We start from the raw sequence: 26086 nt of genomic DNA, 5'->3' as shown, positions 1-26086 counted from the left end.
GGTACGCTTCCTTCCTGTTATCCGGGCCTTTTCGAATCGAGATCCATGGCCGCAACGTCCGCCCGCATGCTCTCGCTCCTCGCGCTGCTGCAGAGCCGCCCGCGCTGGCCGGGACCCGAGCTGGCGGCCCGGCTGGACGTGTCGGTGCGCACGGTCCGCAACGACGTGGGGCGCCTCCGATCGCTCGGGTATCCTGTCGAGGCCGAGCGCGGCCGCGCCGGCTCGTACCGCTTGGCCGCGGGCGGCAAGCTGCCGCCGCTGCTGCTGGACGACGAGGAGGCCGTCGCCGTCGCCATCGGCCTCCGGGTGGCGCGCGGGATCGCGGGAGTGGACGAAGCCGGGGCGAGGGCTCTGGCGAAGCTGCTTCAGGTGCTGCCCGAGCGGTTGCGTCCGACCGTCGACGCGGTCGCCGCCACGGTCGACAGCGGACCCGAGGACGTCGCGACGGATGCCCCCGATCCGGAGGTCGATCCGCACGTGCTGAGAGCGGTCGCGCAGGCCGTGCACGGGCGGGAGTGGCTGCGGTTCGACGACCGCGGGGTCCCGCGCCGCGTCGAGCCGTACCGGCTCCTCAGCTGGCAGCGTCGCTGGTACCTCGTGGCGCGCGATCCGGACAGCGCCGAGTGGGAGACGTTCCGGCTGGACTGGATCGAGCCGAGGATGCCCACCCGCCGCGTCTTCGAGCCGGTGCCCGTTCCGGGAGGGGACTTCACCGCGTTCGCGCTCCGCTCGATCGCCGCGGGCGGATGGAACGTCCACGCGCGCCTCCGGATCGCCGCGCCCGCCGAGGCCGTTGTCGCACGCATCAACCCCACCGTCGGCGTCGTCGAGGCCGTGGACGCCACCGCCTCGGTCCTGGTCACCGGCGCCGACAGCCTCGAGACGATCGCGGCCTACATCGGCATGCTCGGCATGGACTTCACCGTCGACGCGCCCGCCGAGCTGGTGCCGCACCTCCGCCGCCTCGGCGAGCGGTACCTGCGCGCCGCAGGGTGACCGCGGCGCGGCTCAGCCGTTCTGGCGCGGATCCGCCCGCGGCGTCCTGGGCTGTTCGCGCGGCCGACGCGAACCCGTGGGGTCGCTCCGCCGTCCCTCCCGGCCTGCGAGCGTCCGATCGGCGAACAGCCACGCGGGCCGCGGCTCGATCAGCGGGCGGAACAGCCTGCGGACGGGTCTGGTGGCCAGGCCCAGCGCGATGACCACCGACATGACGATCACCAGCGGCAGCCATAGCCACGTCGGCTCGGCGTTGCGCAGCACCCCGCTCTCGCGGAACGGGTAGAGCACGAACGAGTGCAGCAGGTAGACGTACATCGTGTACTGGCCGAAGTGCGTCCACCAGTGGGTGTCACGGGGGACCAGGGCGAAGAAGGCTGCCGACAGCAGCACGGCGATGATCATGAGCGCGAGCCGCCCGCCGCCGGCCCACCACTGGGTGCCGCCGATCGCCGCGTAGTTCTCGTCGTAGAACAGCCACTCCCGCAGATTCATCTCGCGCCACTGGTCGACGAAGAACCACGCCGCCCACGCCGCGAGCACGAACAGGCCCAGTCCGCCCGCGAACACCCACCAGGGGCGACGGTCGAGCAGGCGCAGGCGCGCGACGACGTCGTGCTCGCGCAGCCACCATCCGAGCGTGAAGAAGGGCAGCAGTCCCAGAGTGCGCGACAGCGAGAACGTCGAGTCGATGTTGGGCAGGTAGCCCGCACCGATCGAGATCACGACCGTCCACACGAGCGGCCAGCGCAGCAGCGCGAGATAGGGGAGGACCACGCGGAAGATGCCGAGCGCGAGCAGGAACCACAGGGTCCACGACGGCTGAGTGAGGTTGGGGTTGGCCTGCCCCTCGACGAGCCACTTCGTGAGCGTCCACAGGCCTTCGAACACCACGTACGGCACGAGGATGTCGGTGATGACCCGGGCCATCTGCCGGCGGGTCGGGGCGTCGGACTTCGAGAAGTACCCCGAGATGATGGCGAACGCCGGCATGTGGAACGCGTAGATCAGCAGGTACAGGCTCAGCGCGATGTCGGAGTCGTATGTCAGGCGCTGCACCGCGTGGCCGAGCACCACGAGCACGATGCACGCGAATCGCGCGTTGTCCCAGAACGGCGTGCGCCGCTTCTGCCGGGGGATCGACCCCGTCGGCGTGGTCGCCGTGGGTGGGCTGCTGCTGCCGGTCATCGTCACCTCTCGCGCGGGCCCAACCAGACTATCCGTGAGATGACGACGCGACGGATGCCGCCACCGGCGTCGGTGGCGGCATCCGTCGTCCGTTCGCCTGATCGGCTACTTGATGGAGCCCCGGGTGACGCCGGAGATCACCCAGCGCTGGCTGAAGATGTAGACGATGAGCAGCGGCGCCATCGCCATCAGATAGGACGCGAACGCCACCGTGTAGTCGGTGTTGAACTGCCCCTGGAAGACGTACTGCGCGAGTGGCAGGGTCCTCGCCGACGGCTCCGTCAGCACGACCAGCGGCATGATGAAGTCGTTCCACGCCCACACGCACGTGAGGATGCCGACCGTGGCGTTCATCGGCATGAGCAGCGGGAAGACGACCTGCCAGAACACCCGCCACGTGCTCGCCCCGTCGACCCTCGCCGCCTCCTCGAGCTCGATCGGGATCGAGCGGATGTACGCGGTGTAGATGAAGATGTTCAGCGACAGCCCGTAGATCGTGTAGAGGATGATCATGCCGGCCTGGTTGTCCAGCCCCAGGATCGAGGTCTGCTTCACCAGCGGAAGCATGATGATCGGGAACGGGATGAACAGGGCCGCCAGCAGGTAGAAGAACACACCCTTGAAGAACGGCCGGTGGAGGTTGCGGGCGAGGGCGTAGGCCACGATCGAGCTCGTCAGCAGCGTGAACACCACCGACCCGACGGTGATGATCGCCGTGTTCAGCAGCGCCTGCGGGAAGCTGGTGCGCACCCACGCGTCGGCGAAGTTCTCCCAGCGGATCGGGTTCGGCAGCTCGAACCCGGTGCCCGCGCTGAGCTGGTCGGGCGTCTTGAGCGCGACCACCACCGCGAGGTAGAGCGGGATCAGGACCGTGAGCGAGCAGATTGCGATGAGAGCCGTGGCCCACCAGTTGGTCTTGCGCGTGTCGTCGTCGGGCTCGGTGCGGCGTCGCCGGCGGCCGTTCGCCGTGACGGCGTCGGCCTCCTGCTCGAGCTGCGATGCCGTGTTGGTCATGGTGGTCATCAGAAATCGGCCTCTCTGCGCTGAAGGACCCGGAATTGGAAGAGCGAGACGACCGTGATGACGATGAAGAAGATCACCGCGTTGGCCGTCTGGTAGGCGAACTCCCCGCCGGAGAAGCCGCCGCGGAAGATCAGGAGCGTGACCGATTCGGTCGACGTCCCCGGTCCGCCGTTGGTGAGCGCGACGATCGGGTCGAACACCTGAAGGAAGCCCTTCAGGCTCAGCACGACGTTGATGGTGAAGAAGGCGCCGATGAGCGGGAAGGTGATCGAGCGGAACTGCCGCCAGGGTGACGCACCGTCCAGCGACGACGCCTCGTAGAGCTCTGCCGGGATCGTCTGCAGACCCGACAGGTAGATGATGATCGCGAACGCGCACGCCTGCCAGACGGCCAGCGCGACGATCGCGGTCCATGCCCACGTCTCGTTCGTCAGGATGTTGTCCCGGAAGACCGGGATGCCCGACAGGATCTTCGGCAGCGAGTTCGAGAAGAAGAACTGGAACACGTAGCCGATCACCAGGATCGCGAGGATGTAGGGGACGAAGTAGACGCCTCGGAAGAAGTTCCGCGCCCTGATCTTGGCGTTGAGGCCGAGCGCGATCGCCAGCGAGAACGCGTTCGTGAGGATCGTCGCCACGATCGCGAACAGGAACGAAAAGCCGTACGCCTGCAGCACGCGGTCGTCCTTGAACAGGTTCAGGTAGTTCGACAGACCGACGAAGTTCCAAGCGCCGTACCCGGCGTAGTTGGTGAAGCTGAAGAAGATGCCGACGACGACCGGGAGCGTGTGGAAGGCGGCGAAGGCGATCACCGCGGGCCACACCATCCAGTAGTAGGTCGACGGTGCGCGGCGGCTGTCGCTGCGCAGGCGGGCGGCGCGCTTGCCGGAGGCGCCCGTCGAGCTCGAGCGGACCGCCTGGGTGAGGGTTGTCATGTCACTCCTCCGTCACGGGGATCGTGCGGGCGGCCACCTTGGCCCACTCGCTGTCGAGGGTCTTCAGCGCGGCCTCGGCGTCGCCGTCGAAGAGGAACTGCTGATCGGTGGGGATGAGCGGGATCGACGGCGGGATCTGGTGGTCGATGAAGCCGGTGATCCGCTGATCCTCGAAGTAGGGGCGGACGGACTGCAGGGCGGGGTCGTCGCTCAGCTCGGCGCCCTCGACCGAAGGGATCATGTTCTGCGACGCGGCGAAGCGCTCGATGACGTCGGGCTGGAACACGTACTCGATGAACCGCATCGCCGCGTCGTGCTTCGGGTTGTCCTTGCCGAGCGTGAACACCACGTCGACGCCGGAGACGAGGAGGCTCTCACCGGGCTCGTCGGTCGGGTAGGGGAAGATGCCCATCCGGATGTCGGGGTTCACCTGCGTGATCGGATTCGTCGCCCAGATGCCCTGCAGGAGCATCGCCGACTCGCCGCGGGCGAACGCCGCGTTCCCGTCGTCGTACGTCCTGCCGCGGTAGCCCTCCTGCATGTACGAGTACAGCTGGTACTGCCGGTCCATGACCTCGGCGAAGTCCTTCTGGAACGACACCTCCGAGTCCGGTCCCACGTCCTCGCCCTGTTCGCGCATCTTGTCGAAGAAGCCGTCCTGCGCGGGATACGCACCGAGGGCGTTCCACGACGGGATGGCGGTCCACGAATCGGCGAGCGTGCCGTAGAACGGCTGGATGCCCGCGGCCTCGAGGGCATCGCACACGGCGATGAACTCGTCCCACGTCTCGGGCACCTCGAGCCCCTGCTCCTCGAAGATGTCCTGGTTGTAGATGACGCCGTTGGCGTTGTTGACGTAGCCGAGCCCGTTCACCTCGTCGCCGTAGGTGCCGAGGTCGGCGAGGATCTCCTGCACCGCCGGGTTGATCGTCTCGAGCACCGGCTCATCGGAGAAGTCGTAGAACACGCCGGCCTGCGCCAGCCTGCCGAAGTTCCCGTTGGCGTTGAGCGTGATGACGTCGGGGACGCGGTCCTTCACCAGCAGGGTGCGGATCGCCGTGTCGGCGTCGGCGACCTGGTTCTGCACCACCCTGATGTCGGGGTTCTCGGCCTCGAAGTCCGCGATGATCTCATTGAAGTCCTCGAGGGCCTCGCCCTTGAACTGGAAGAAGTTCAGCTCGGTCACCCCGTCGCCGGGCTGCTGTGCGCAGCCGCCGATCGCGGCGGCCGCTGCGGCGACGGTCAGAGCCGCGAGCGGCCGGACCCATCGTCGATGACTGGTTCTCATGGTGCGCCTCCTTGCGCGTGGATGGATGGTGGTCCGTTCAGCCCGCTGCGGTGATCTCGATGACCATCGCCTGCTGCGGACGCTGCACGGGAGGACGGACGCCGGTCTCGGCCAGCTCCAGGCCGGTCATCACGATCTCGGCGCCCGCCCATTCGAGGGGCGACTGGCCGGCGTCCTCGCCGTCGCGCATCCGCACCTGCACCCGGTAGACGCGGACGGGGTCGAGCCCCGGCATCCGCACCCGTCCCGCCGGGTAGGCGGCGCTCGAGGCGGTCTGCACGACGGTGAAGACGGCGGAGGCGGCGTCGGCCGCCACGACGCCGCGCACGTCGATGCCGGGCTCCGTGCCGTCGACGTGCACCACGCGCCCGCTCGCGATGAGCGGGCGCAGGCGCTTGGCGAGCGCCACCCACTCCGCGATCTCTTCGCGCTTGCGCTCGTCGACCGTGGTGAGGTCCCACTCGATGCCGAAGTGGCCGAACAGGGCGACCGCGCCGCTGAGGCCGAGCGAGACCGTGCGGCCGGACGAGTGGACGACGGGGCTGGTGAGGTGCATGCCGAGCATCTCGGGAGGGACGACCAGCCCGGTGTGCTTCTGGTTCTCGAGGCGCTCGAGCGGGTCGAGGCTGTCGCTGGTCCACACGCGATCGGTGCGGTCGAGGATGCCGAGGTCCACCCGGGCGCCGCCCGAGGCGCAGCTCTCGATCTCCAGTCCCGGGTGTGCGGCCTTGAGCTCGTCCAGCAGGCGGTAGACGGCGAGGGTGTGGGCGTGCACGCGGGCTGCGCCGGCCGGTCCGCCGGCCGCGTCGACGAGGTCGCGGTTGTGGTCCCACTTGAGGTAGGCGATGGGGTACTCGTCCAGGAGCGCGTGCAGGCGTGCGGCGATGTGGGCGTATGCGTCGGGGATCGACAGGTCCAGGACCTGCTGCTGACGACCGGACGGCGGCAGCGACATCCGCCCACGGAGGATCCAGTCGGGATGCCGTCGCGCCAGCTCGCTGTCGGGGTTGACCATCTCGGGCTCGACCCAGAGGCCGAACTCCATGCCGAGCGCCCGGACGTGGTCGATGAGCGGGTGCAGGCCGTGCGGCCACACCTCGCGGTCGACGGTCCAGTCGCCGAGGCCCGCGGTGTCGTCGCGCCGGCCCTCGAACCAGCCGTCGTCGAGGACGAAGCGCTCCACGCCGACGGAGACCGCCGCATCGGCCAGCGCCGTAAGGCGCTCGAGCGAGTGATCGAAGTAGACCGCCTCCCAGGTGTTCAGCGTCACCGGGCGCGGGCGCCGCGGGTGCTGGGGGCGGGCGCGCCACTCGTCGTGGAAGCGGTGCGACAGCGCCGTGAGGCCGTCGCCCCACGAGCCGATCACCCACGGCGAGCTGTACGCGGCGCCGGGCGCGAGCACCACCTCACCGGGCAGGAGCAGCTCGCCGCCCGCGAGGAACGCGTCGCCGGTCACGGTCCGCTCGGCGAGGACGCGGTGGTTGCCGCTCCATGCGACGTGGATGCCGTGCACGCGGCCGCGCTCGAAGCCGAAGCCGGGCCGGCCCGCGGCGAGCACGATCGTGGAATCGGCGCCGGTGCGGCCGCGACGGCTCTCCCGCACGTGCGTGGCGATCCCGAGCTGCCGCCGCTGCGGCGAGCGCTCGCGCAGGTGGTGCCCGGTCGTGTCGAACACCTCGGTCGCGTCGGAGGGGACGGGAAACGTCGTCTGGAGCGACTGGAGCGTGTAGTCGGTGGCGCCGGTGTTGCGGACCGTGATCCGCTGGTGGAGCAGACCACTCGGTCCGAGCCGCAGCTCCACCCGGACCGCGAGGCCGGCTTCGGCGTCTGCCAGGGCGATGCTCGCGCGATGCTCGGCGGCCTGCACGTCGACGGTCGCGAGACGGATGCTGACACCGCTGCCGTCGCGGTGTCCCTCGAGCCCGGGCGTCCCGAACCAGCCGTCGGCCGCGACGGGGACGAGCGAGAGAGCGGGGGTCGCGTCCAGGCCGCCCGACACGCGCTGAGCGCGGGCGGCGATCGCCGTCCCCCGCAGGGTGGCGGGCGTGGAGCCGGTCAGCGCGGCGCCCCAGTGCACGATCGACGGACCGGGCGACGCGTCCAGGTCCAGCACGACGCTCGTGCCGCCTCGGGTCAGGTGGAGGACGTGCGGAGCGGAGGTGGTCACGGGCTGCTCGGCGTCGAGCTGCGAGTCGCTGCGGTGCATGAGTTAGTTCTACCATGGAACTAATGCAGGGAGCAAGAGTCGTTTCCAGCGACGATCTCCTGGGGAGAACGCCCCATTGGTGCCACAATGGAAGCATTTCGCTCGGACCGAGGAGGTTCATCGCCGATGCTGACGGACAGTGAACGCGCGCTCGCACGGGCCGTGCTGATCCACGGGCCGATCGCCCGCAGCGCCCTGACGAGCCGCCTCGGCCTGTCGCCGGCGAGTCTCACCCGGCTCGCCAAGCCGTTCCTCGACCGCGGATACCTCGTCGAGCTCGAGGACCTCGCCGACGGCTCGGTCGGTCGCCCGGTGCGCCCGCTGGACGTCGCGCCCGGGCTGGGGCGGTTCATCGGCGTCAAGATCACCGGCGACGCGATCCACGTCGTCGCCACCGACGTCCGTGCGGACCTGCTCGCGCAGCGCACCGAGGCCCTGCGCTCGCACGAGCCCGAGGCGGTCGCGGCGCAGATCGCCGATGCGGTGGCCGCGATCGGCGTGGACGGCGTGATCGGTGCCGGCGTGGCCCTGGGTGGCGCCGTCGACGGCGCGATCGCCCGCTACGCGCCGTTCCTCGAGTGGGAGGACGTCCCCTTCGGCGCACTTCTCCAGCGCGGGCTCGGCGTCCCCGTCGTCCTCGAGAACGATGTCATCGCGCTCAGCGAAGCCGAGAGGTGGTTCGGGCTCGGGCGCGGCATCCCGGGCTTCTTCGTCATCACCATCGGCGCCGGCGTCGGCTACGGGCTCGTCGTCGACGGTGAGGTCGTGCGATCGACCGAGGCCGGGCTGGGCTTCGGCGGCCACATCCCGCTCTCCGACAGCGGCCCGCTCTGTCCGTCGGGCCACCGCGGCTGCTCGCAGGCGATGCTGACGTCCGGCTCGATCGCCGCGCAGGTCTCCGCGGCGCTCCAGCGCACGGTGGGCTACCCGCAGGTCCTCGAGCTGGCGTCCGCGGGCGATCCTGCCGCGCTCGCGGTCGTCGATGCGGCGGCGGATGCGCTCGGGCGGTTCATCGCGCTCGCGGCCAATCTCACGTTCCAGCCCGCGGCGGTGCTCGCAGGGGAGGGGATCGCCCTCTTCGACATCGCCGAGGAGCGCGTCCGCGCGGCGATCGCGGCGGGGCGCGATCCGCGGGCGGACGCGGTGCGGCTCTATGTCGACGACTCGGGGTTCACCGCCTGGGCGCGAGGCGCCGCCGCCGTCGCGATTCAGGCGGCGGTCGATCGGCTCCGCCTGGATTAGGGAATAACCTCGACCTGCACACGTTGCACGATATACATTCATTTGCATAGATTCGTCCGCGACGGAGAACCCGCACGGCGAAAGAGCGGAGAAGCGATCGTGAGCGAGAGCACCACGTGGTCGGGAATGCAGTTCGGAATCTTCACGGTGAGCGACATCACCGAGGACCCGACGAACGGCACCACCCCCAGTGAGGCCGAGCGCATCAAGGCGACCATCGAGATCGCCAAGCACGCCGAGGAGGTGGGGCTCGACGTCTTCGCGCTGGGCGAGCACCACAACCCGCCGTTCTGGTCGTCGTCGCCGACGACGACCCTCGCGTACATCGCCGCGCAGACCGAGCGCCTGATCCTGTCCACCGCGACGACCCTCATCACCACCAACGACCCGGTGAAGATCGCCGAGGACTACGCGATGCTCCAGCACGTGTCGGACGGTCGCACCGATCTCATGATCGGCCGCGGCAACACCGGCCCGGTGTATCCGTGGTTCGGCAAGGACATCCGCCAGGGTCTGCCCCTGGCGATCGAGAACTACAACCTGCTGCACCGCCTGTGGCGCGAAGACGTCGTGGACTGGGAGGGTCAGTTCCGCACCCCGCTGCAGGGGTTCACCTCCACGCCCCGGCCGCTCGACGGCGTCGCGCCGTTCGTCTGGCACGGATCGATCCGCACGCCCGAGATCGCCGAGCAGGCGGCGTACTACGGCGACGGGTTCTTCGCGAACAACATCTTCTGGCCGAAGGAGCACTACCAGCGTCTGATCGCGCTGTACCGCCAGCGCTTCGCGCACTACGGCCACGGCACGCCCGAGCAGGCGATCGTCGGGCTCGGCGGACAGGTGTTCATGTCGAAGAACTCGCAGGACGCCGTCAGCGCGTTCCGGCCGTACTTCGACAACGCGCCGGTGTACGGCCACGGCCCGTCCCTCGAGGACTTCAGCGAGATGACGCCGCTGACCGTGGGCTCGCCGCAGCAGGTCATCGACCGGTACGCCGCGATGCGCGAGACGTTCGGCGACTACCAGCGCCAGCTGTTCCTCATCGACCACGCCGGCCTCCCGGTGAAGACGGTGCTCGAGCAGCTCGACATCCTGGGCGGCGAGGTGGTGCCGGTGCTGCGCAGGGAGCTGCAGCAGAACCGGCCGGCAGAGGTCCCGGATGCCCCGACCCACGCCAACCTGGTCGCCGCCGCGTACGGCGACCAGGCGCCGCGCCAGGCGGTGCCCGGAGCCAACCGCGGCGACAACCTCGTCGGTGCGAGCCCTTACCGGGATGCGGCCTCGAAGGCCGGATCCGCCGCAGGCGCGTCGTTCGGCCTCGGCCGGAAGGGAGCCTGACATGACCACGGCACGCCGTATCGCCGTCGTCTCGGCAGGGCTGTCGAACCCGTCGTCGACCCGCATGCTGGCCGACCGGCTCGCCGCCGCGACCGTCGAGCACCTGACCGACCGCGACATCCAGGTCGAGGTCGACGTGTTCGAGCTGCGCGACTACGCGCACGACATCACGAACAACCTGCTGACCGGCTTCGCGCCGCCGGCCCTGGAGTCCGTGGTCAACGCGGTCGTCTCGGCCGACGCGGTCATCGCGGTGACGCCGATCTTCTCGACGAGCTACTCCGGGCTGTTCAAGTCGTTCATCGACGTGCTCGACCCCGACGCGCTCACCGGCAAGCCGGTGCTGATCGGAGCGAACGCCGGCACCGCGCGTCACTCGCTGGCGATCGATTACGCGATCCGGCCGCTGTTCACGTACCTCCACGCCGAGCCGGTGTCCACCGGCGTCTTCGCGGCCTCCAGCGACTGGGGTGCGTCGGCAGACAACGTCGCGCCGCTCGCGGAGCGGATCGAGCGCGGTGCGCGCGAGCTCGCCGACGCGGTCGCGCGGCGCGAGCCGGCGACCGACGCCGACCCGTTCGACCCGGCGAACTATCTCGGCGAGGGCCGTTCGTTCGGGCACCTGCTCGGCGGGCTGGCGGGGGAGTAGCCCCCGGCCTCATCCGAGGCAGATGTCCTCGGGTGCGCGGAGGGGACGCCATTCGTCCTCTCCGCGCGCCTCCCTGCCCCTGAGCTCGTCGACGGCCGGCAGCACGTCGGCCTCCACGAGCGGTCCGAGATCCACGCCGGCCAGCTCCTCGATGTCGGCGATCGGCACCTGGAACGTCCGGAACGCCCCGAGCTCCGGCACGGCCAGCGCGCCCTGCCTCACGTCGATCAGCGCGGACTGGTCCAGGACGAATCCGGCCGCCGCGAGCTGCGGCATCCGCTCGTCGTGCGCCGACGCCCACGCGGCGACCTTGAAGAAGCGACGCGGGATCCGGATGCCTCGGTACGGCGGGTCGTCGGGCGCCAGCACGGGCGCGGTGAAGACGCTGAGGCGCTGGTCGGTCGTGTCGGCGAACTCGAGCACGTGATCCTCGAGGCCGAGCCACAGCTCCTTCGACTGGTTGAAGCCGCTCGCCTGCGGTGCGGCGTTCGGGTATGCGAACGTCGCCTCGGTCGCCCGCCTGGCCTCGGCCGGCGTGCCCCACCCGGGGTCACGGCGGCGCACCAGGTGACCGCGGTCGAGGTCGTTGGCGGCGTAGACCTCGGGCCCCGCCTGCTGGGCTGCGGGCACACGGGGGTCCAGCCGCCACTGGCCGGTGCGAGGAAGGTCGTGCAGCGTCGAGCCGTCGATGTTCACCGCGGTCGCCATGGCGAGGCGGCGGACCGTGTCGAGCAGGACCGTGAAGCGCGGGTACGTCAGCTCGCGGACCTCGCCGTCGCCGAGCGGCTGCGGGAGGGGGAGCGGGATGCCGAGGAAACCGCCGTCGTATCCGTCAGGGGTCGCGTCTGCCACATCTCCATCCTGACCTGTCGCGAGGCTCACTCGGCGCCGGGTGAGCGCCGGGCACGGAGCCGGCGTGCCAGCACGGCGTCGACCGCGAGCCCGAGTCCGACGGCGACCGCGACGGACACGACCACCGCCGCGACGGGACCTCCCGGCACGAGCGTGGCGACCACCGCGCCCACGAGCGCCTGGTAGAGCGCCCAGGCGAGGGCTGCGAGGGCCGCGACGGCGAGGTAGCGCGGCGCCGGAAGCCTCGTCGCCCCGGCGGTGAGGTTGACCGCGAGCCGGGCGAACGGGATGAAGCGCGCGGTGAACAGCACCAGCGCCGCACGTCGCTCGAGCCGGAGCCGCGCCCACGCGAAGGCGGCCTGGCTGCGGGGTGCGCGCAGCCACCGCCAGCGCTGCAGCCCGATGGTCCGGCCCACGAGATAGCAGGCGCCGTCGCCGGCCAGCGCCGCCGCTGCGGCGACGAGCACGATCGCGGCGAGCGCCGGGCGGCCCTCCGACACGGCCAGCGCGCCGAGCGCCGTCACCGCCGCCTCGCCCGGGACGACCACGAGGAACGCGTCGCCCAGGACGAGGGCGAACAGCAGCGGCAGCGCCCAGGGGCTGTGCGCGATCTCGGTCAGAAGCTCCTCGACCATGGCTCCTTGATAGCCGGGCGTGATGAACGGCGACGGAACAGGGCACGTCCGGTGACCTCCCGCGGTGCATCGGGTGAACACTCCCTTGCAGGGGCCGATTCTCGCCGGCAGGACGTGCCCGCGCCGCCACGCTGGAGGGGTGAGAGTCGCACTCCTCGCCGAATCGTTCCTGCCGCACATGAACGGGGTCACGGGGTCCGTGCTCCAGATCCTGCGTCACCTCGCCGCCGAAGGCCACGACACGCTGGTCATCGCACCCCGCGCCGGCGAGATCACGACCGACCTGCACGGGGCCTGCACGGAGCTGCTGCGCTCGGTGCCGCTGCCGTCGTATCCGCAGGTGCGCGTCGTGTTCGCCCGGGCTGCCCGCCTGGCCTCGATCCTCCGCACGTTCGACCCCGACGTGGTGCACCTGGCGTCGCCCTTCGTCCTCGGCTGGCTGCCGGGGGCCGTCTTCACCGGGCACCTCGCCGGCGATGCGCTGGCCGCGGCGATGGCGAGCTCCGACGTGTTCGTCCACCCCGGCGAGAGCGAGACCTTCGGGCAGACCATCCAGGAGGCGCTCGCCAGCGGCGTGCCCGTCGTCGCGACGGGGAGCGGCGGCCCCCTCGACCTCGTCCGCTCGAGCGTCGACGGGTGGCTGTACCGCCCCGGCGATCTGCGGGACCTGCGTGCGCGCGTGACGGACCTCGTGGGCGACGACGGCAAGCGCCGTGCCTTCGCCGCGGCCGCCCGCGCGTCGGTCAGCGACAAATCGTGGGGCGCGGTCTGCCGGCAGCTGGTCGAGCACTACGAAGAGGCGCGGATGCTGCGCCCCATCGACGACGCGCTGCTGCAGCGTGCGGCGACAAGACCGGCGGCTCCCGGTCCGACCGCCGCGCCGCCCAGGCCGTGGTCGCGCCTCGTCGCGCTGGGCGACTCGATCACGGAGGGGCTGTGCGATGCCTCCCGCATGCCGGCCGGGCAGTACCGCGGCTGGACGGACCGGCTGGCGCAGCTGCTCGCGCACGCCTCAGGCGCCGGCGCGCCCTTCCGCTATGCGAACCTCGCGGTCCGCAGTCGCCGGGTGCAGCACCTGGTCGAGGAGCAGCTGCCGCACGCCCTCGCGCTGCGTCCCGACCTCGCCGCAGTCCTCATCGGGGCCAACGACCTCGTGGGCGCGCGGGTCGACCCTGTCGCGGTGGCGGCCCGGCTCGAGGAGGCGGTCCGCGCGCTGCGGGCCGCGGGCGCCGACGTGCTGCTGGTGACGCCGTTCCTCCCGCGGCGCCGCGCCGCGCTGCTGTTCGCACGCCGCTTCGCCGTCTACGCCTCGGAGCTGCGGCGCATCGCCGCCGAGACGGGTTCCGTGCTGCTCGACCTCGAGGCGCTTCCGGTCATCGGGGACCCCGAGCTCTGGGCGGACGACAAGGTGCACCTGCGCCCGCGGGGACACCGCTTCCTGGCGTATCGGGCGGCCGAGGCGCTGGGGGTTCCGCACGCCGAAGCGCTGGGCGAGCTCGACGCGAGCCTCCACGCCGACGACGATCCGGCGCTGCCGGGCTCGTGGCTGCGCCGTGACGCGCTGCCCTGGGTGTGGCGGATGCTGCGCGGCGCGACGGCGGGTGACGGGCTCACCGCCAAGCACACCGGGTACGTGCTCGTCGGCCCGCAGGGGAGCGTGGCGGCGTCCGAGCGCGCCGGCTGAGGCATCCGCTCACCCGTCCGCGGTGCCGCCGTGCGTCTGGGCGTCATGCACCCAGCCGTACTCCGACTCGGGGCGGCCGCCGGTGCCGTAGCGCGGCGCCCGGTGCGCTCGGCCGGCCGTGACGAGGTGCTCCAGGTATCGCCTCGCCGCGACGCGGGACATCCCCAGGCGGTCCGCCGCCTCCGCGGCCGAGACCGGACCGCGCTCGCGGACCTCGTCGCTGATGCGGGCGAGCGTACCGGCGGAGAGCCCCTTCGGCAGCGCCACCGGCACGGCGGGGCGAAGCGCCCCCAGCAGCGCATCGATCTCGGCCTGAGTGGGTGCGCCTGCGGCCTCGACGGCGCGGCGGCGGAACTCACGGTACTGCTCGAGGCGCTCGCGGAAGGCGGCGAAGGCGAAAGGCTTCACCAGATACTGGGCGACCCCGAGCGCGACCATCTGGCGCACGACCTCGGCGTCGCGCACGCCCGTGATCGCGATGACGTCCACGGCGATCCCACGCGCTCGCAGGTGCCGAAGCACGTCGAGCCCCGTGCCGTCGGGCATGGTCACATCGAGCAGCACCAGATCGATGTCGTCGTGGCGCGTGAGCACGGCGTCGATCGCGGCGCGGGCGCCGGTGCACTCCGCGACCACCCGGAAGCCGTCCAGGCGCGCGACGTACTCCCGGTGCAGCTCGAGCGTGAGCGCGTCGTCGTCGACGAGCAGGACGCCGATCATGCGTCCGGCCCCGCCGGGAGGGTGACGACGAAGGTCGTCGGGTGGTCCCGCAGGGTGACCGATCCGCCGGCGCCCGTCACGATCGAGTGGACCAGCGCCAATCCCACACCGCGCCCCTCCGCGCCTCGCGGCTTCGTCGAGAAGCCGTGCTCGTAGATCCGGTCGCGCACCCCGGCCGGCACGCCGGGACCGCTGTCGGACACCTCCAGGCGCAGCGCGGGCGGCGACGAGGGCGCGGTGCCGAAGGCGACGCGCACCCAGCGCGGTGCGTCAGCGGCGGCTGCGGCATCCATCGCGTTGTCGATGAGATTCCCGACGACCGACACCGCGTCGACGGGCGAGAGCGCGCTGCGAGGCGCCTGCGGGTCGATCTCGGCCGACCACTCGATTCCGCGCTCGCGGGCCTGCGCGGCCTTGCCGAGCAGCAGCGCGCCCACGGTGGGATCGCCGCCCCGGCGGGAGGCGACCTGATCCACCAGCTCCTGGCTCTGGCGCGAGGTCTCGGTGAGGATGTCGATCGCCTCGCGCGTGCGGCCGAGCTCGAGGAGCGAGACCGCCGTGTGCATGCGATTCCCATGCTCGTGGGTCTGCGCGCGCAGCGCCTCGCCGAGGGTGCGCACCGACTCGTAGGACGCGACCGCATCGCGGATCGTGCCGGCCGGCAGGTCGCCGGCCAGGCGACGCGTGGTGCGACGGGCCAGCCATGCCCCGATCAGTCCCGCGGCCAGCAGCGCGAGCGCGATCGACACGACGAAGGGCAGCCGCGGCACGATGTCCGACCAGATGCTGCCGATCGTCACGCCGACCGACACCCAGCCGACGAGCTCGCCGGCGGACTCCACCGGCACGATCGTGCGGACGGAGGGGCCGAGCGTCCCGGTGAACTCCTCGGTGACCGCTTGCGGCGCTGCGGGGATCGTGCCGAGGTAGTGCCGGCCGATCTGGTCCCGGTCCCGGTGGGTCACGCGGATGCCGTCGGGCGTCATGATCGTCACGAAGTCCACCCCCGCGCGTGTCATCACGTCCTCGGCGACCGGCTGCAGTCGCGCCGAGGCCCCCGCCTCCGTCAGCGCGGCGCCCACTTCGGGAAGGACGGCGAGGGATGCCGCCACCGCCCGGGTCACCTCCTCGGCCTCGCCCCTCTCGGACCGTTCCGCATCCAGCACCAGCACGCCGGCCAGAGCGGCCACGATGACCGCGGCAGAGAGCGCGACCACGGCGAAGACGCGGGATGCCGCGCTGCCGCGCTCTGTCTTCGCTGACATGGCTCTCCTCCTCGATGCCGCCGCATCCATCCTCGCGCCTGCGCGCTGCTGCGCCGAGCGTCCGGGCGCGACCAATACGACCACAAGTAGGACCATGCCGGCGCCTGCGCGCACGCTGTGGTCACGCCGCCGGATCGTGCGGCACCGCGGACACACCGTCGTACATCCCGCAGGAGGCAAAGATGGCTCTCTCGACCCGCACCACGTCGTTCACGCTCCCCGGCTTCAACGCCAGGCGCGGCAAGCAGGCGTGGGACAAGCACACCTGGCTCTACATCGCCGTGATCGTCGCGGTGGTGCTCGGCGCCGTCGTCGGCCTCGTCTGGCCCGACGTCGGCGTGGCCCTCAAGCCGCTCGGCGAGGGCTTCGTCGCCCTCATCAAGATGATGATCGCACCCATCATCTTCTGCACGATCGTGGTCGGGGTGGGCTCCATCGCCAAGGCCGCGACGGTCGGCAGGATCGGCGGGCTCGCGCTGCTGTACTTCATGGTGATGTCGACCTTCGCGCTCGCCATCGGCCTCGTGGTCGGCAACCTCCTCCACCCGGGCGAGGGCCTCAACATGACCAGCGCGAGCTACGAGTCCACCGCGGAGGCCAAGACCACGCAGGAGTTCATCCTCGGCATCATCCCGACCACGTTCTTCTCGGCCTTCACCGGGGAGAGCGTGCTCCAGGTGCTCTTCATCGCGCTGCTGGTGGGCTTCGCCCTCCAGCAGATGGGCGACAAGGGCGCGCCGATCATGAATGCCGTCAAGCATCTGCAGAGCCTGGTGTTCCGCATCCTCGGCATGATCCTGTGGCTCGCGCCGATCGGCGCGTTCGGAGCCATCGCGGCGGTCGTCGGCAACACGGGCATCGCCGCGATCTGGGCCCTGGGCACGCTGATGATCGCCTTCTACATCACGTGCATCGTCTTCATCGTCGGCATCCTGGGCACACTGCTGTACCTCGTCGCTCGCGTCAACCTCTTCAGCCTCATGAAGTACCTGGCGCGCGAATACCTGCTGATCGTGGGCACATCGTCGTCCGAATCAGCGCTGCCGCGGCTCATCGCGAAGATGGAGCACCTCGGCGTCTCGAAGCCGGTCGTCGGGATCACCGTGCCGACGGGCTACTCGTTCAACCTCGATGGCACGGCGATCTACCTCACGATGGCGTCGCTGTTCATCGCCAGCGGCATGGGAGCGCCGATGTCCATCGGCGAGCAGATCGGCCTGCTCGTCTTCATGATCATCGCCTCGAAGGGCGCGGCGGGTGTGACGGGCGCAGGCCTGGCGACCCTCGCAGGCGGTCTGCAGGCCTACCGCCCCGACCTCGTGAACGGGGTGGGCGTCATCGTCGGCATCGACCGCTTCATGTCGGAGGGGCGTGCGCTCACCAACTTCACCGGCAACGCCGTCGCGACGGTGCTCGTCGGCACCTGGACCAAGGAGTTCGACGCGGGCCGCGCGCGCCGCGTCCTCGCCGGAGAGCTGCCGTTCGACGAGACGACGCTGTCAGGGCACGACCACGACGGGATGTCGGCATCGCCCGAGGCCGTCGGCGTGCAGGGTCTCGAGGAGGCCGCGATCACCGAGGCCGAGGCCAAGGAGCGGCGCGCCCGCGAGCGCGACGCCATCCTCTCGCGCTGAGGAGGACGAGGAAGGGAGGGTGCGGGGAGCCGCACCCTCCCTTCCTGCGTCTCAGTCGTGGGGGTCGATCTCGCCCGATTCGATCGCCGACTCGCGCTCCTCGAACTCGAGCTCGTCGACGTCTTCCTCGACCGCTTCGAGCGGGTCGATGGTCGGCGGCGGCAACTCGAGCTCGACGTCGTCGTCGATCGGCACGTCGCGCTCGTCGTCCGGCACGCGCTCCCGGAAATCGCTCATAGCGCGCCCCGATCGTGCCCCGCCGCCCTGGCGTGGTCTCTGGTCGGCCCGAGGCTCATGTTTCCTATCCGCTCTTGCGCCGGAACTCGCGCTTGGTCATCGCGCCGTGCGTGCCGTGGATGGCCGAGTCCGCGTCGAGGTGGGACTCGCCCTGGCGGTGGTTGGCGTTCTTCCTGTCGAGAGCCTCCTTGAACTTGCGCTTCATCTCATCGGATGCCGAGGACGCCGGCTTCTCGTCGGTGCTCATGCCCCCCACCCTAGGCGGGGCATCCGACGCCCGCCAGGGTTCCTGAGAAGGAGGACCCCGCTGGTAGGCTTGTGCGGGTTGCCCCCTGGGCATCCGCTCAAATCAATATGAGCACCGTGCCCGAGACGGGCATTGTGGAGCAGGCCGGCAGGAAGCTGGTCCCCTGTGGTGGGTTCCCCGACGCGAGAAGCGCCGGGTGATCTTCGACTGGTGACCAGCGCTGGCGAGTCCGCGGAATCACCGCGCGCCGAGATCTGCCTGTTCCTGCTCCTTCGATTGACCCTCGCCCGGCACACGGCCGGACGAGGCTAAACAAAGAAGGAGGGACCTCTTGGAAGGTCCGGAAATCACCGCCGCCGAAGCCGTCCTCGACAACGGCCGCTTCGGCACCCGCACCGTCCGGTTCGAGACCGGCAGACTCGCGCAGCAGGCACAGGGTGCCGTCGCCGCGTACCTCGACGAGGAGACCATGCTCCTGTCGGCCACCAGCGCCGGCAAGCACCCCCGCGAGGGCTTCGACTTCTTCCCGCTCACCGTCGACGTCGAGGAGCGCTCGTACGCCGCCGGCAAGATCCCGGGATCGTTCTTCCGTCGTGAGGGCCGCCCCTCGACCGAGGCGATCCTCGTCTGCCGTCTGATCGACCGCCCCCTGCGCCCGTCGTTCGTCGACGGCCTCCGCAACGAGGTGCAGATCGTCGTCACGGTGCTCTCGATCGCGCCGGGCGAGTTCTACGACGCGCTCGCGATCAACGCCGCCTCGCTGTCGACCCAGATCTCGGGTCTGCCGTTCTCGGGTCCGATCGCGGGTGTCCGCCTGGCGCTCATCCCCGGCCACGGCGAGCACGCCGACCAGTGGGTCGCGTTCCCCAACGCGAAGCAGCTCGAGGAGGCCGTGTTCGACCTCATCGTCGCCGGCCGCGTGCTCGACGACGGCGACGTCGCGATCATGATGGTCGAGGCCGAGGCCACCGAGGGCTCCTGGAACCTCATCAAGGGCGGCGCGACCAAGCCGAGCGAAGAGGTCGTCGCGCAGGGCCTCGAGGCCTCGAAGCCCTTCATCAAGGAGCTCGTCGCCGCGCAGAACGTCGTCGCCGGCTCCGCGGCGAAGGAGATCCAGTCGTACCCGGTCTTCCCGGCGTACAGCCAGGAGACCTACGACTTCGTGGCGGGTCGCGCGTACGACGAGCTCGTGGGCATCTACCAGATCGCCGACAAGCAGGAGCGTCAGAACGCCGACGACGCCGTCAAGGACCGCGTCAAGGCCGAGCTGATCGCCGCGGTCGAGGCCGAGCAGCTGCCCGGCACGGCGACGCTGGAATTCAGCGCCGCGTACAAGTCGGTGACGAAGAAGATCGTGCGCGGTCGTATCCTCACCGAGGGCGTCCGCATCGACGGTCGAGGCCTCGCCGACATCCGCCCGCTCGACGCCGAGGTGCAGGTCATCCCGCGCGTCCACGGCTCGGCGATCTTCCAGCGCGGCGAGACCCAGATCCTGGGCGTCACCACGCTGAACATGCTCAAGATGGAGCAGCAGATCGACTCGCTGTCGCCCGTCACGCACAAGCGCTACATGCACCACTACAACTTCCCGCCGTACTCGACGGGTGAGACGGGCCGCGTGGGCAGCCCGAAGCGCCGCGAGATCGGTCACGGCTTCCTGGCCGAGCGGGCGCTCGTGCCGGTGCTGCCCGGACGCGAGGAGTTCCCCTACGCGATCCGCCAGGTCTCCGAGGCTCTCGGCTCGAACGGCTCGACGTCGATGGGCTCGGTGTGCGCCTCCACCCTGTCGCTGCTGAACGCGGGTGTGCCGCTGCGCGCTCCTGTCGCCGGCATCGCCATGGGCCTGGTGTCCGACGAGGTCGACGGCCAGACGCGGTACGCCGCGCTGACCGACATCCTGGGTGCTGAAGACGCGCTCGGCGACATGGACTTCAAGGTCGCCGGCACGAGCGAGTTCGTCACCGCGATCCAGCTCGACACGAAGCTCGACGGCATCCCGTCGTCGGTGCTCTCGGCGGCGCTGACGCAGGCCAAGGACGCGCGTCTGACGATCCTGGGCGTGCTGAACGCCGCGATCGACGCGCCCGACGAGATGGCTCCGACGGCCCCGCGCGTCATCAGCGTGCAGATCCCGGTCGACAAGATCGGCGAGCTCATCGGCCCCAAGGGCAAGACGATCAACGCCATCCAGGACGAGACCGGCGCCGACATCTCCATCGAGGAGGACGGCACCGTCTACATCGGCGCCGTCGACGGCCCGTCGGCCGAGGCCGCCCGTGCCCAGGTCAACGCGATCGCCAACCCCACCAACCCGGAGGTCGGCGAGCAGTTCCTCGGCACGGTCGTGAAGATCGCGACGTTCGGCGCGTTCATCTCGCTCCTGCCCGGCAAGGACGGCCTGCTGCACGTCAGCGAGGTCCGCAAGCTCGCCGGCGGCAAGCGCGTCGAGAACGTCGACGACGTCCTCTCCGTCGGCCAGAAGCTCCTCGTCAAGATCACGAAGATCGACGACCGCGGCAAGCTCTCGCTCGAGCCGGTGCTCGAGGAGGCCGCCGACCAGGAGGGTCGCGACGCGGCCAACCCCGGTCCGGAGGCTCCTGCCGAGGGCTGATCGCCCGAAGCCCCGAGCGGCCGGCACGGCCGGCCCATCGCAGCGGATGCCCGCCCCGACACCGGGGCGGGCATCCGTCGTCCGGTTCGCTCGCGCGCCGGCATCGCCGCGCCGGCGGACGCGGATCTCGCCGGACCGGCCATTCGTGATCAAACCGTTATGCAATGTTTATCGACAGTTCGCCTCAGCGCGCGGCGTGCTGTCCGGACTGCCCTACCCTCGAAGTACGCGCCGGGGGGTGCGGACATTTGATCACAAGGTTCGGCGACGAGCTGAGTGAGGGGGTGGCACATGGCTTTCTTCGGCGTTGACTCGACGCTTCCGTCGGTGAGCCCGGATGCCGCCACCGGCGCGCTCGGCCCGCATCCGTCGGCACCCATCCCGGTTCAGGGGCCCTCGGTGGGCAGCAACATCCGCGTGCCGCTCGGCGAGAGCGGCGCGCACGTGTTCCCGCTGATCCTCGGCGCGGCCGAGTTCGGGTGGAACGTCGACCTCGAGTCCAGCCACGCGATCCTCGACACGTACGCCGAGCTCGGCGGCAACGCGGTGCACACCGCCGACAGCTACTCCAGCGGGCGCAGCGAGCACATCATCGGCCAGTGGCTGCACTCGCGCGGGCTCCGCGACGACATCGTGCTGACCGTCCGGGTCGGAGGTCACGCCGACAACCCGGGGCTCGGCCCGGTGAACCTGATCCGCGCCGTCGAAGCGTCTCTGACGAGGCTGCGCACCGACCGGATCGACGTGCTGTCCCTCGACGCGACGACCGACCCCGGATCGTCGCTGGAAGACACCCTCGCGACGGCGGAGTGGCTCGTCGACACCGGGAAGGTGCGCGCGCTCGGCGCGTTCGGCTACACCGCGGCGCAGCTGGTGGAGGCCCGCATCTTCTCGTCCGCGGGCTATCCGCGCATCACGGTGCTCGACGTGCCGTTCAACGTGCTGAGGCGCCATGAGTTCGATGCCGACCTGCGCCTCGTCGCCGGTGCGCAGGGCATGGCGGTCACGCCGTCGCACGCCCTCGAGCACGGCTTCCTGGCGGGCCGGCAGCGGTCGAAGATCCGCGGGGCGCTGTCGGTGCGCGGAGCGCAGCTGGCGGCCAATCTGAACCGGCGGGGGAGCCGGACGCTGCGCGCGCTCGATGCCGTCGGCGCGGACCTCGGCGTCCCCGACGCCGCGGTCGCCGTCGCCTGGCTCCTGTCCCAGCGGCTCGTGACCGCGCCCATCGTCAACGCCTATGCGCCGCAGCATGTCGAAGAGCTCGTCCAGGGCGTCGGGGTGCGGCTCAGCCGTTCCCAGCTGGCCGACATCGGACGCGCCTCGGAGTAGCCGCAGCGGTCCGCCGGGCCGGTTGCACGGGCGCGTCCACAGCCCGCCGGCCGGCACGCGCACGTGTCGTAGGGTGGAAGGGTGCCTTCCCCCGGCACGCGACCCCCGACGGAGTGAGCTGCGTGACGCACTACATCTACCTCGTGCGGCATGGTGAGCATCAGGATGCCGAGCACGGTCTCATCGACGGACCCCTCTCCCCGCGCGGACGCCGCCAGGCTTCGCTGCTGGCGGACCGCCTCTCGGGGGTGCCGTTCGATGCCGTGTGGCACTCGCCGCTGGAGCGGGCGAGCCAGACGGCGCGGGCGGTCGCCGAGCGGATGCCGTCGGTCTCGCCCGAGCCCTCGGCCCTCCTCTTCGACTGCGTGCCGACGGGGATGACCGACGACACGCCCGCGGTGTTCGAGCCGTTCTTCGGATCGGTCACCGAGGCCGAGGTCGAGGCCGGGCGCGCCCAGATGTCCGACGCCGTCAGCGAGTACCTGGTCCGCAAGCGCGGCGACGTCCACGAGCTGCTGATCACGCACAACTTCGTGATCGCCTGGTTCGTGCGCGAGGTGCTGCAGGCGCCGGAGTGGCGATGGATGACGCTCAACCAGGCGCACTGCGGGCTCACCGTCATCGCGCAGAAGCAGGGCCGGCCGTGGACGATGCTCTCGCACAACGACATGGCGCACCTGCCGGTCGAGCTGCGTACGGGTCTGCCCGAGATCTATCCCGTCTGACGCCGGACGCTCACAGCGTCTTGCCGTACCACCGCGTCGCGTTGGGGTTGTCGTTGTAGGGATCGATCGGCGTGAAGCCGGTGCGGGCGTACAGCGCTCCCGCCGCCTCGAGGGAGTGGTGCGTGTCCAGCACGAGCTCGGCGGCCCCGAACCCGCGCGCCCGGCGCTCGAGGTCCTCGACCAGCAGCCGGCCCCATCCCCGCCCTCGCGTGCCCGGTCGCAGATACAGGTGCTTGAGCTCGTAACGGATGCCGAGCGCACCCGGGGGGATGAGACGGATGCCGCCGCAGCCCTGCGCGACGCCCTCGTCGTCGTCCAGCACGACGAAGACGCCCGCCGGCGGGACGAATGCCGCGGGGTCGGGGAAGGAGGTGCGGTAGGAGACGTCCATGAGCGCGAACCCCTCGGTGCGCGCGCGGAAGTACTCGGCGAGCAGCTCGTGGGCGTCGGGGGCGTCAGCGGGGGAGGGGCGCAGTGTCACCACCTCTCCAGCGTAGGCGCCGGTTACCCCGCGGCCGCCCGGCCGGGTGCAGGGCGCCCGCCTAGGATGGACGCATGACGACACGCGTGGCCATCGTCGGCGGCACCGGGAAGCTCGGCGGCATCATCCGCGACGTGGTCGAGGCGGAGCCCGGCTTCGAGCTGACCGCCGTGCTCACCTCGCGTTCGGACCTCTCCGACCTCGACGGCGCCGACCTCGTCGTCGACGCGTCCACGCCTGCCGTGTCGATCGACGTCGTCCGGGCCGCCATCGAGCGCGGGATCAACGTGCTCGTCGGCACGTCCGGCTGGTCGGCCGAGCGCATCGCGCTGGTGCGACCGCTCGTCGACGCCGCGGCGACCGGCGCCGTCTTCATCCCGAACTTCTCCATCGGCTCCGTGCTGGGCTCCGCGCTGGCCGCCGCCGCCGCCCCGTTCTTCCCCTCGATCGAGATCGTCGAAGCGCACCGCGAGACGAAGATCGACTCGCCCAGCGGCACCGCCGTGCGCACGGCGGAGCTGATCGCGGCGGCGCGGGAGGGCGTCGGGCCCGTCGAATCGCCGCACGTCGACCAGCGCGCCCGCGGGCAGCAGGTCGCGAGCATCCCCATCCACTCGCTGCGCCGCCCCGGCGTCCTCGCCCGGCAGGAGACGATCCTGTCGGGACCGGGGGAGTCCCTCGCGATCGTGCACGACACCGTCGAGCCGGCGAGGGCGTACGGTCCCGGCATCCGGCTGGCACTGGCGGCCGCGCGCGACGCCACGGGTGTGACCATCGGCCTGGACAGCCTGATCGACATCGGGATCGGCCGGCGCGCGGCGCACACCGAAGCGCGCCCGCTGGACGAGGGCGGCGTCACGGGGCAGGTCGCCCGCACCACGTCCGCATGACCGCCCGGATCGGCGTCGCCGTCATGGCGGTGCTGCTCGCGCTGTACATCGTGCTGGTGGGACAGCGCGCATGGCTCCTGATGACCAGCGGCGAGGCCGTCGGCGTCGCGATCGGGATCGCCCTCGTGGTGCTGCCGCTCATCGCGGCATGGGCGCTGGGGCGCGAGCTGTGGTTCGGCGTGCGCGCCGAGCAGCTGGGGCGTCGACTCGAGGCAGAGGGGGGACTGCCCGAGGACGAGGTGGCGGTGCTGCCGAGCGGCCGGGTCGTCCGCGCCGACGGCGACGCGGTGTTCCCCGCCTACCGCGCCGATGCCGAGGCGCACCCCGACGACTGGCGGGTGTGGTTCCGGCTCGGCCTCGCGTACGACGCCGCCGGTGATCGTCGGCGCGCGCGCGAGGCGGTGCGCACGGCGATCCGCCTCGAGTCGGCCGAGCGAGCCCGCTGACGCGGACGGCCGGGCTCAGACGCGCGCCGGCACGGCGGCGGCGACGGCGTCCTCGACGGTCGGGTGCGCGAAGACGAACCCGGATGCCGTGAGCGCGGCGGGCACGACGTGCGCGTCGGCGGTGAGGATCGCCTCCGTGGCGTCGGCCCCGAGCACCAGCTTCATGCCCCACACCGGAGCACGCAGCAGGAACGGGCGGTTCATCCGCAGCGCCAGCGCGAATCCGAGGTCGTTCGCCGTCGCGCGCGTCGGGCCCGTGAGGTTCACCGGGCCTGTCAGTCGCGCGTCGATGATGTGCCGGATCGCGCGCACCGAGTCTTCGAGCGAGATCCACGGCCAGGCCTGCGTGCCGGGGCCGATCGGCCCGCCGAGCCCGAAGCGCGTGAGGAGCAGCAGCGGCTTCAGCACGCCGTCCGCGTGCACCACGGGCGCCGTGCGCAGCAATGACACCGCGGCATCGGGCCCCGCCCCGAGCGCTGCCGCCTCCCACTCCCCGCACAGATCGGCGAGGAACGTGTCACCGCGCGGCGAATCCTCGGTCAGCCGGGCCCCCGGGGCCGAGCCGTAGTAGCCCACGGCGGAGGCCGCGACGAAGTGCGGGGCATCCGCTCCCCGCTCCCGCACGGCGCGGGCCAGCGCACGCGTCGGCGTGACGCGCGACCACAGCAGCGTGCTCTTGTACGAGGGCGTCCACGGGAACCGTCCGATGTTCGCGCCGTTCAGCCCGACGACGGCGTCGACGCCGTCGAGCACCGCGGGGTCGAGCGGCTCGTCCGTCGTGAGCCACTCGATCTCTCCGGCCTCGACGGGCGGGCGCCGCACGAGTGTGACGACCTCGATCCCATCGGCCCGCAGGCTCTCGACGAGGGCCGCTCCGATCAGCCCCGACGCGCCGGAGACGACCACCTTCCGCGGGGTCGCCGGGGCGTCGGCGGCGCCCGGGGAATCAGGCAAGCGTGGCCTCGATGGTGATCTCGACGCCCGCGAGGGCCTGCGAGACCGGGCAGCCGGCCTTCGCCTCCTGCGCGATGCGCTCGAACTCCTCGGGCTCGATGCCCGGGACGACGGCGTTGACGTTGAGATGGCTGCCGGTGATGCCGGTGCCGGGCTTGAAGGTCACCGACGCCGTGGTGTCGATCGACTCGGGCGGGGTGCCGTTCTCAGCGAGGGCGAGCGAGAACGCCATGCTGAAGCAGGACGAGTGCGCGGCGGCGATCAGCTCCTCGGGCGTCGTGACCGAGGTGGATCCCTCGCTGCGCGCCTTCCAGTTGACCGGGAACGTGCCCAGGCCCGACGAGACGAAGGTGGTCTCTCCGGAGCCGTCGAACAGTCCGCCGTTCCAGGCGGTGGTCGCTTCGCTCGTGACGGTCATGGGGGCCTCCTCGCTCGCGGTGCGCCTGCGTCGCAGGCGTCTCGCGTCAGCCTAATCAACACGGATGCCGCGCCGCGACGGTTGCGCGGCGAT

25 protein-coding genes are annotated in these 26086 nt (G+C 71.1%); 11 read left to right on the top strand and 14 right to left on the bottom strand.

Translation table 11 applies throughout. From position 1 onward, the window contains the following. The first annotated feature begins 45 nt into the window (after positions 1-45). Positions 46-996, top strand: coding sequence for a helix-turn-helix transcriptional regulator (locus V6R91_RS34435; protein ID WP_336399066.1), 951 nt, complete (start codon positions 46-48; stop codon positions 994-996). Between the two features lie 12 nt (positions 997-1008). Here the strand turns inward: V6R91_RS34435 and V6R91_RS34430 are convergent, their stop codons facing one another. The 5 genes from V6R91_RS34430 to V6R91_RS34410 form a co-directional block, all read right to left on the bottom strand. Next, positions 1009-2184 (bottom strand): acyltransferase family protein, encoded by a 1176-nt coding sequence (locus V6R91_RS34430; protein WP_336399065.1) that lies wholly within the window; start codon positions 2182-2184, stop codon positions 1009-1011. Positions 2185-2289: 105 nt separating this feature from the next. Further along, positions 2290-3207 (bottom strand): carbohydrate ABC transporter permease, encoded by a 918-nt coding sequence (locus V6R91_RS34425; protein WP_336399064.1) that lies wholly within the window; start codon positions 3205-3207, stop codon positions 2290-2292. Further along, complete coding sequence (locus tag V6R91_RS34420) at positions 3207-4142, bottom strand: carbohydrate ABC transporter permease (RefSeq protein WP_336399063.1); 936 nt, start codon at positions 4140-4142, stop codon at positions 3207-3209. The genes V6R91_RS34425 and V6R91_RS34420 overlap by 1 nt, the downstream gene beginning before the upstream one ends. Position 4143: 1 nt before the next feature. Next, the gene (locus tag V6R91_RS34415) at positions 4144-5430 is read right to left on the bottom strand and encodes an ABC transporter substrate-binding protein (protein WP_336399062.1); all 1287 of its coding nucleotides are present in this window, start codon (positions 5428-5430) and stop codon (positions 4144-4146) included. A 37-nt stretch (positions 5431-5467) separates the two neighbouring features. Then, positions 5468-7636: an alpha-galactosidase gene (locus V6R91_RS34410; protein ID WP_336399061.1), complete on the bottom strand. Its 2169-nt coding sequence runs from the start codon at positions 7634-7636 to the stop codon at positions 5468-5470. Between the two features lie 126 nt (positions 7637-7762). On the opposite strand from V6R91_RS34410, the gene V6R91_RS34405 reads away from it, so the two are divergent. The 3 genes from V6R91_RS34405 (at position 7763) to V6R91_RS34395 (ending at position 10865) form a co-directional block, all read left to right on the top strand. Further along, entirely contained in the window at positions 7763-8878 is a 1116-nt protein-coding gene (locus V6R91_RS34405; protein ID WP_336399060.1) for an ROK family transcriptional regulator, read from the top strand. A 126-nt stretch (positions 8879-9004) separates the two neighbouring features. Next, positions 9005-10216, top strand: coding sequence for an LLM class flavin-dependent oxidoreductase (locus tag V6R91_RS34400; RefSeq protein WP_336399102.1), 1212 nt, complete (start codon positions 9005-9007; stop codon positions 10214-10216). 1 nt (position 10217) lies between these two features. Further along, positions 10218-10865, top strand: coding sequence for an FMN reductase (locus tag V6R91_RS34395; RefSeq protein WP_336399059.1), 648 nt, complete (start codon positions 10218-10220; stop codon positions 10863-10865). Between the two features lie 9 nt (positions 10866-10874). Here the strand turns inward: V6R91_RS34395 and V6R91_RS34390 are convergent, their stop codons facing one another. Further along, on the bottom strand, positions 10875-11717 hold the full coding sequence (locus V6R91_RS34390; RefSeq protein WP_336399058.1) for a DNA/RNA non-specific endonuclease: 843 nt from the start codon (positions 11715-11717) through the stop codon (positions 10875-10877). A gap of 26 nt (positions 11718-11743) precedes the next feature. Further along, positions 11744-12352 (bottom strand): DedA family protein, encoded by a 609-nt coding sequence (locus V6R91_RS34385; RefSeq protein WP_336399057.1) that lies wholly within the window; start codon positions 12350-12352, stop codon positions 11744-11746. Between the two features lie 139 nt (positions 12353-12491). Here V6R91_RS34385 and V6R91_RS34380 point away from each other — a divergent pair, with 139 nt between their 5' ends. Further along, positions 12492-14036, top strand: coding sequence for a GDSL-type esterase/lipase family protein (locus tag V6R91_RS34380; protein WP_336399056.1), 1545 nt, complete (start codon positions 12492-12494; stop codon positions 14034-14036). Between the two features lie 9 nt (positions 14037-14045). On the opposite strand, the gene V6R91_RS34375 is transcribed toward V6R91_RS34380, so the two are convergent. Continuing rightward, the gene (locus V6R91_RS34375) at positions 14046-14756 is read right to left on the bottom strand and encodes a response regulator (protein WP_336399055.1); all 711 of its coding nucleotides are present in this window, start codon (positions 14754-14756) and stop codon (positions 14046-14048) included. After that, positions 14753-16021: a sensor histidine kinase gene (locus V6R91_RS34370; RefSeq protein WP_336399054.1), complete on the bottom strand. Its 1269-nt coding sequence runs from the start codon at positions 16019-16021 to the stop codon at positions 14753-14755. Before V6R91_RS34370 ends, V6R91_RS34375 begins: the two co-directional genes overlap by 4 nt. Positions 16022-16203: 182 nt before the next feature. Here V6R91_RS34370 and V6R91_RS34365 point away from each other — a divergent pair, with 182 nt between their 5' ends. Next, complete coding sequence (locus V6R91_RS34365) at positions 16204-17655, top strand: cation:dicarboxylate symporter family transporter (protein WP_336399053.1); 1452 nt, start codon at positions 16204-16206, stop codon at positions 17653-17655. A gap of 51 nt (positions 17656-17706) precedes the next feature. On the opposite strand, the gene V6R91_RS34360 is transcribed toward V6R91_RS34365, so the two are convergent. Together V6R91_RS34360 and V6R91_RS34355 are read right to left on the bottom strand one after the other, a co-directional pair. Continuing rightward, positions 17707-17892 (bottom strand): hypothetical protein, encoded by a 186-nt coding sequence (locus V6R91_RS34360; RefSeq protein ID WP_336399052.1) that lies wholly within the window; start codon positions 17890-17892, stop codon positions 17707-17709. 64 nt (positions 17893-17956) lie between these two features. Continuing rightward, complete coding sequence (locus tag V6R91_RS34355; RefSeq protein ID WP_336399051.1) at positions 17957-18139, bottom strand: DUF5302 domain-containing protein; 183 nt, start codon at positions 18137-18139, stop codon at positions 17957-17959. Positions 18140-18470: 331 nt separating this feature from the next. Between V6R91_RS34355 and V6R91_RS34350 the strand changes: the two genes are divergently transcribed. The 3 genes from V6R91_RS34350 (at position 18471) to V6R91_RS34340 (ending at position 22804) form a co-directional block, all read left to right on the top strand. Further along, positions 18471-20750: a polyribonucleotide nucleotidyltransferase gene (locus V6R91_RS34350; protein ID WP_336399050.1), complete on the top strand. Its 2280-nt coding sequence runs from the start codon at positions 18471-18473 to the stop codon at positions 20748-20750. A gap of 291 nt (positions 20751-21041) precedes the next feature. After that, positions 21042-22079: an aldo/keto reductase gene (locus tag V6R91_RS34345; RefSeq protein WP_336399049.1), complete on the top strand. Its 1038-nt coding sequence runs from the start codon at positions 21042-21044 to the stop codon at positions 22077-22079. A gap of 122 nt (positions 22080-22201) precedes the next feature. Next, entirely contained in the window at positions 22202-22804 is a 603-nt protein-coding gene (locus tag V6R91_RS34340) for a histidine phosphatase family protein (RefSeq protein ID WP_336399048.1), read from the top strand. Between the two features lie 10 nt (positions 22805-22814). Here the strand turns inward: V6R91_RS34340 and V6R91_RS34335 are convergent, their stop codons facing one another. After that, positions 22815-23288: a GNAT family N-acetyltransferase gene (locus tag V6R91_RS34335; protein WP_336399047.1), complete on the bottom strand. Its 474-nt coding sequence runs from the start codon at positions 23286-23288 to the stop codon at positions 22815-22817. A 71-nt stretch (positions 23289-23359) separates the two neighbouring features. On the opposite strand from V6R91_RS34335, the gene V6R91_RS34330 reads away from it, so the two are divergent. Together V6R91_RS34330 and V6R91_RS34325 are read left to right on the top strand one after the other, a co-directional pair. After that, positions 23360-24175 carry a 4-hydroxy-tetrahydrodipicolinate reductase gene (locus tag V6R91_RS34330; RefSeq protein ID WP_336399046.1) on the top strand — a complete coding sequence of 272 codons (816 nt, stop codon included), beginning with the start codon at positions 23360-23362 and terminating at the stop codon, positions 24173-24175. Then, complete coding sequence (locus tag V6R91_RS34325) at positions 24172-24621, top strand: hypothetical protein (RefSeq protein ID WP_336399045.1); 450 nt, start codon at positions 24172-24174, stop codon at positions 24619-24621. The genes V6R91_RS34330 and V6R91_RS34325 overlap by 4 nt, the downstream gene beginning before the upstream one ends. Positions 24622-24636: 15 nt before the next feature. Here V6R91_RS34325 and V6R91_RS34320 read toward each other — a convergent pair whose 3' ends face one another. Then, on the bottom strand, positions 24637-25575 hold the full coding sequence (locus tag V6R91_RS34320) for a TIGR01777 family oxidoreductase (RefSeq protein ID WP_336399044.1): 939 nt from the start codon (positions 25573-25575) through the stop codon (positions 24637-24639). Further along, a complete protein-coding gene (locus tag V6R91_RS34315) occupies positions 25568-25993 on the bottom strand; it encodes an OsmC family peroxiredoxin (RefSeq protein ID WP_336399043.1) in 426 nt (141 codons plus the stop codon). Before V6R91_RS34315 ends, V6R91_RS34320 begins: the two co-directional genes overlap by 8 nt. Positions 25994-26086: the final 93 nt, after the last annotated feature.

It is taken from the genome of Microbacterium sp. CCNWLW41 (assembly GCF_037083505.1).
The sequence above is the reverse complement of the archived record's forward strand: the minus strand, read 5'-3'. Positions and strand labels throughout refer to the sequence as shown.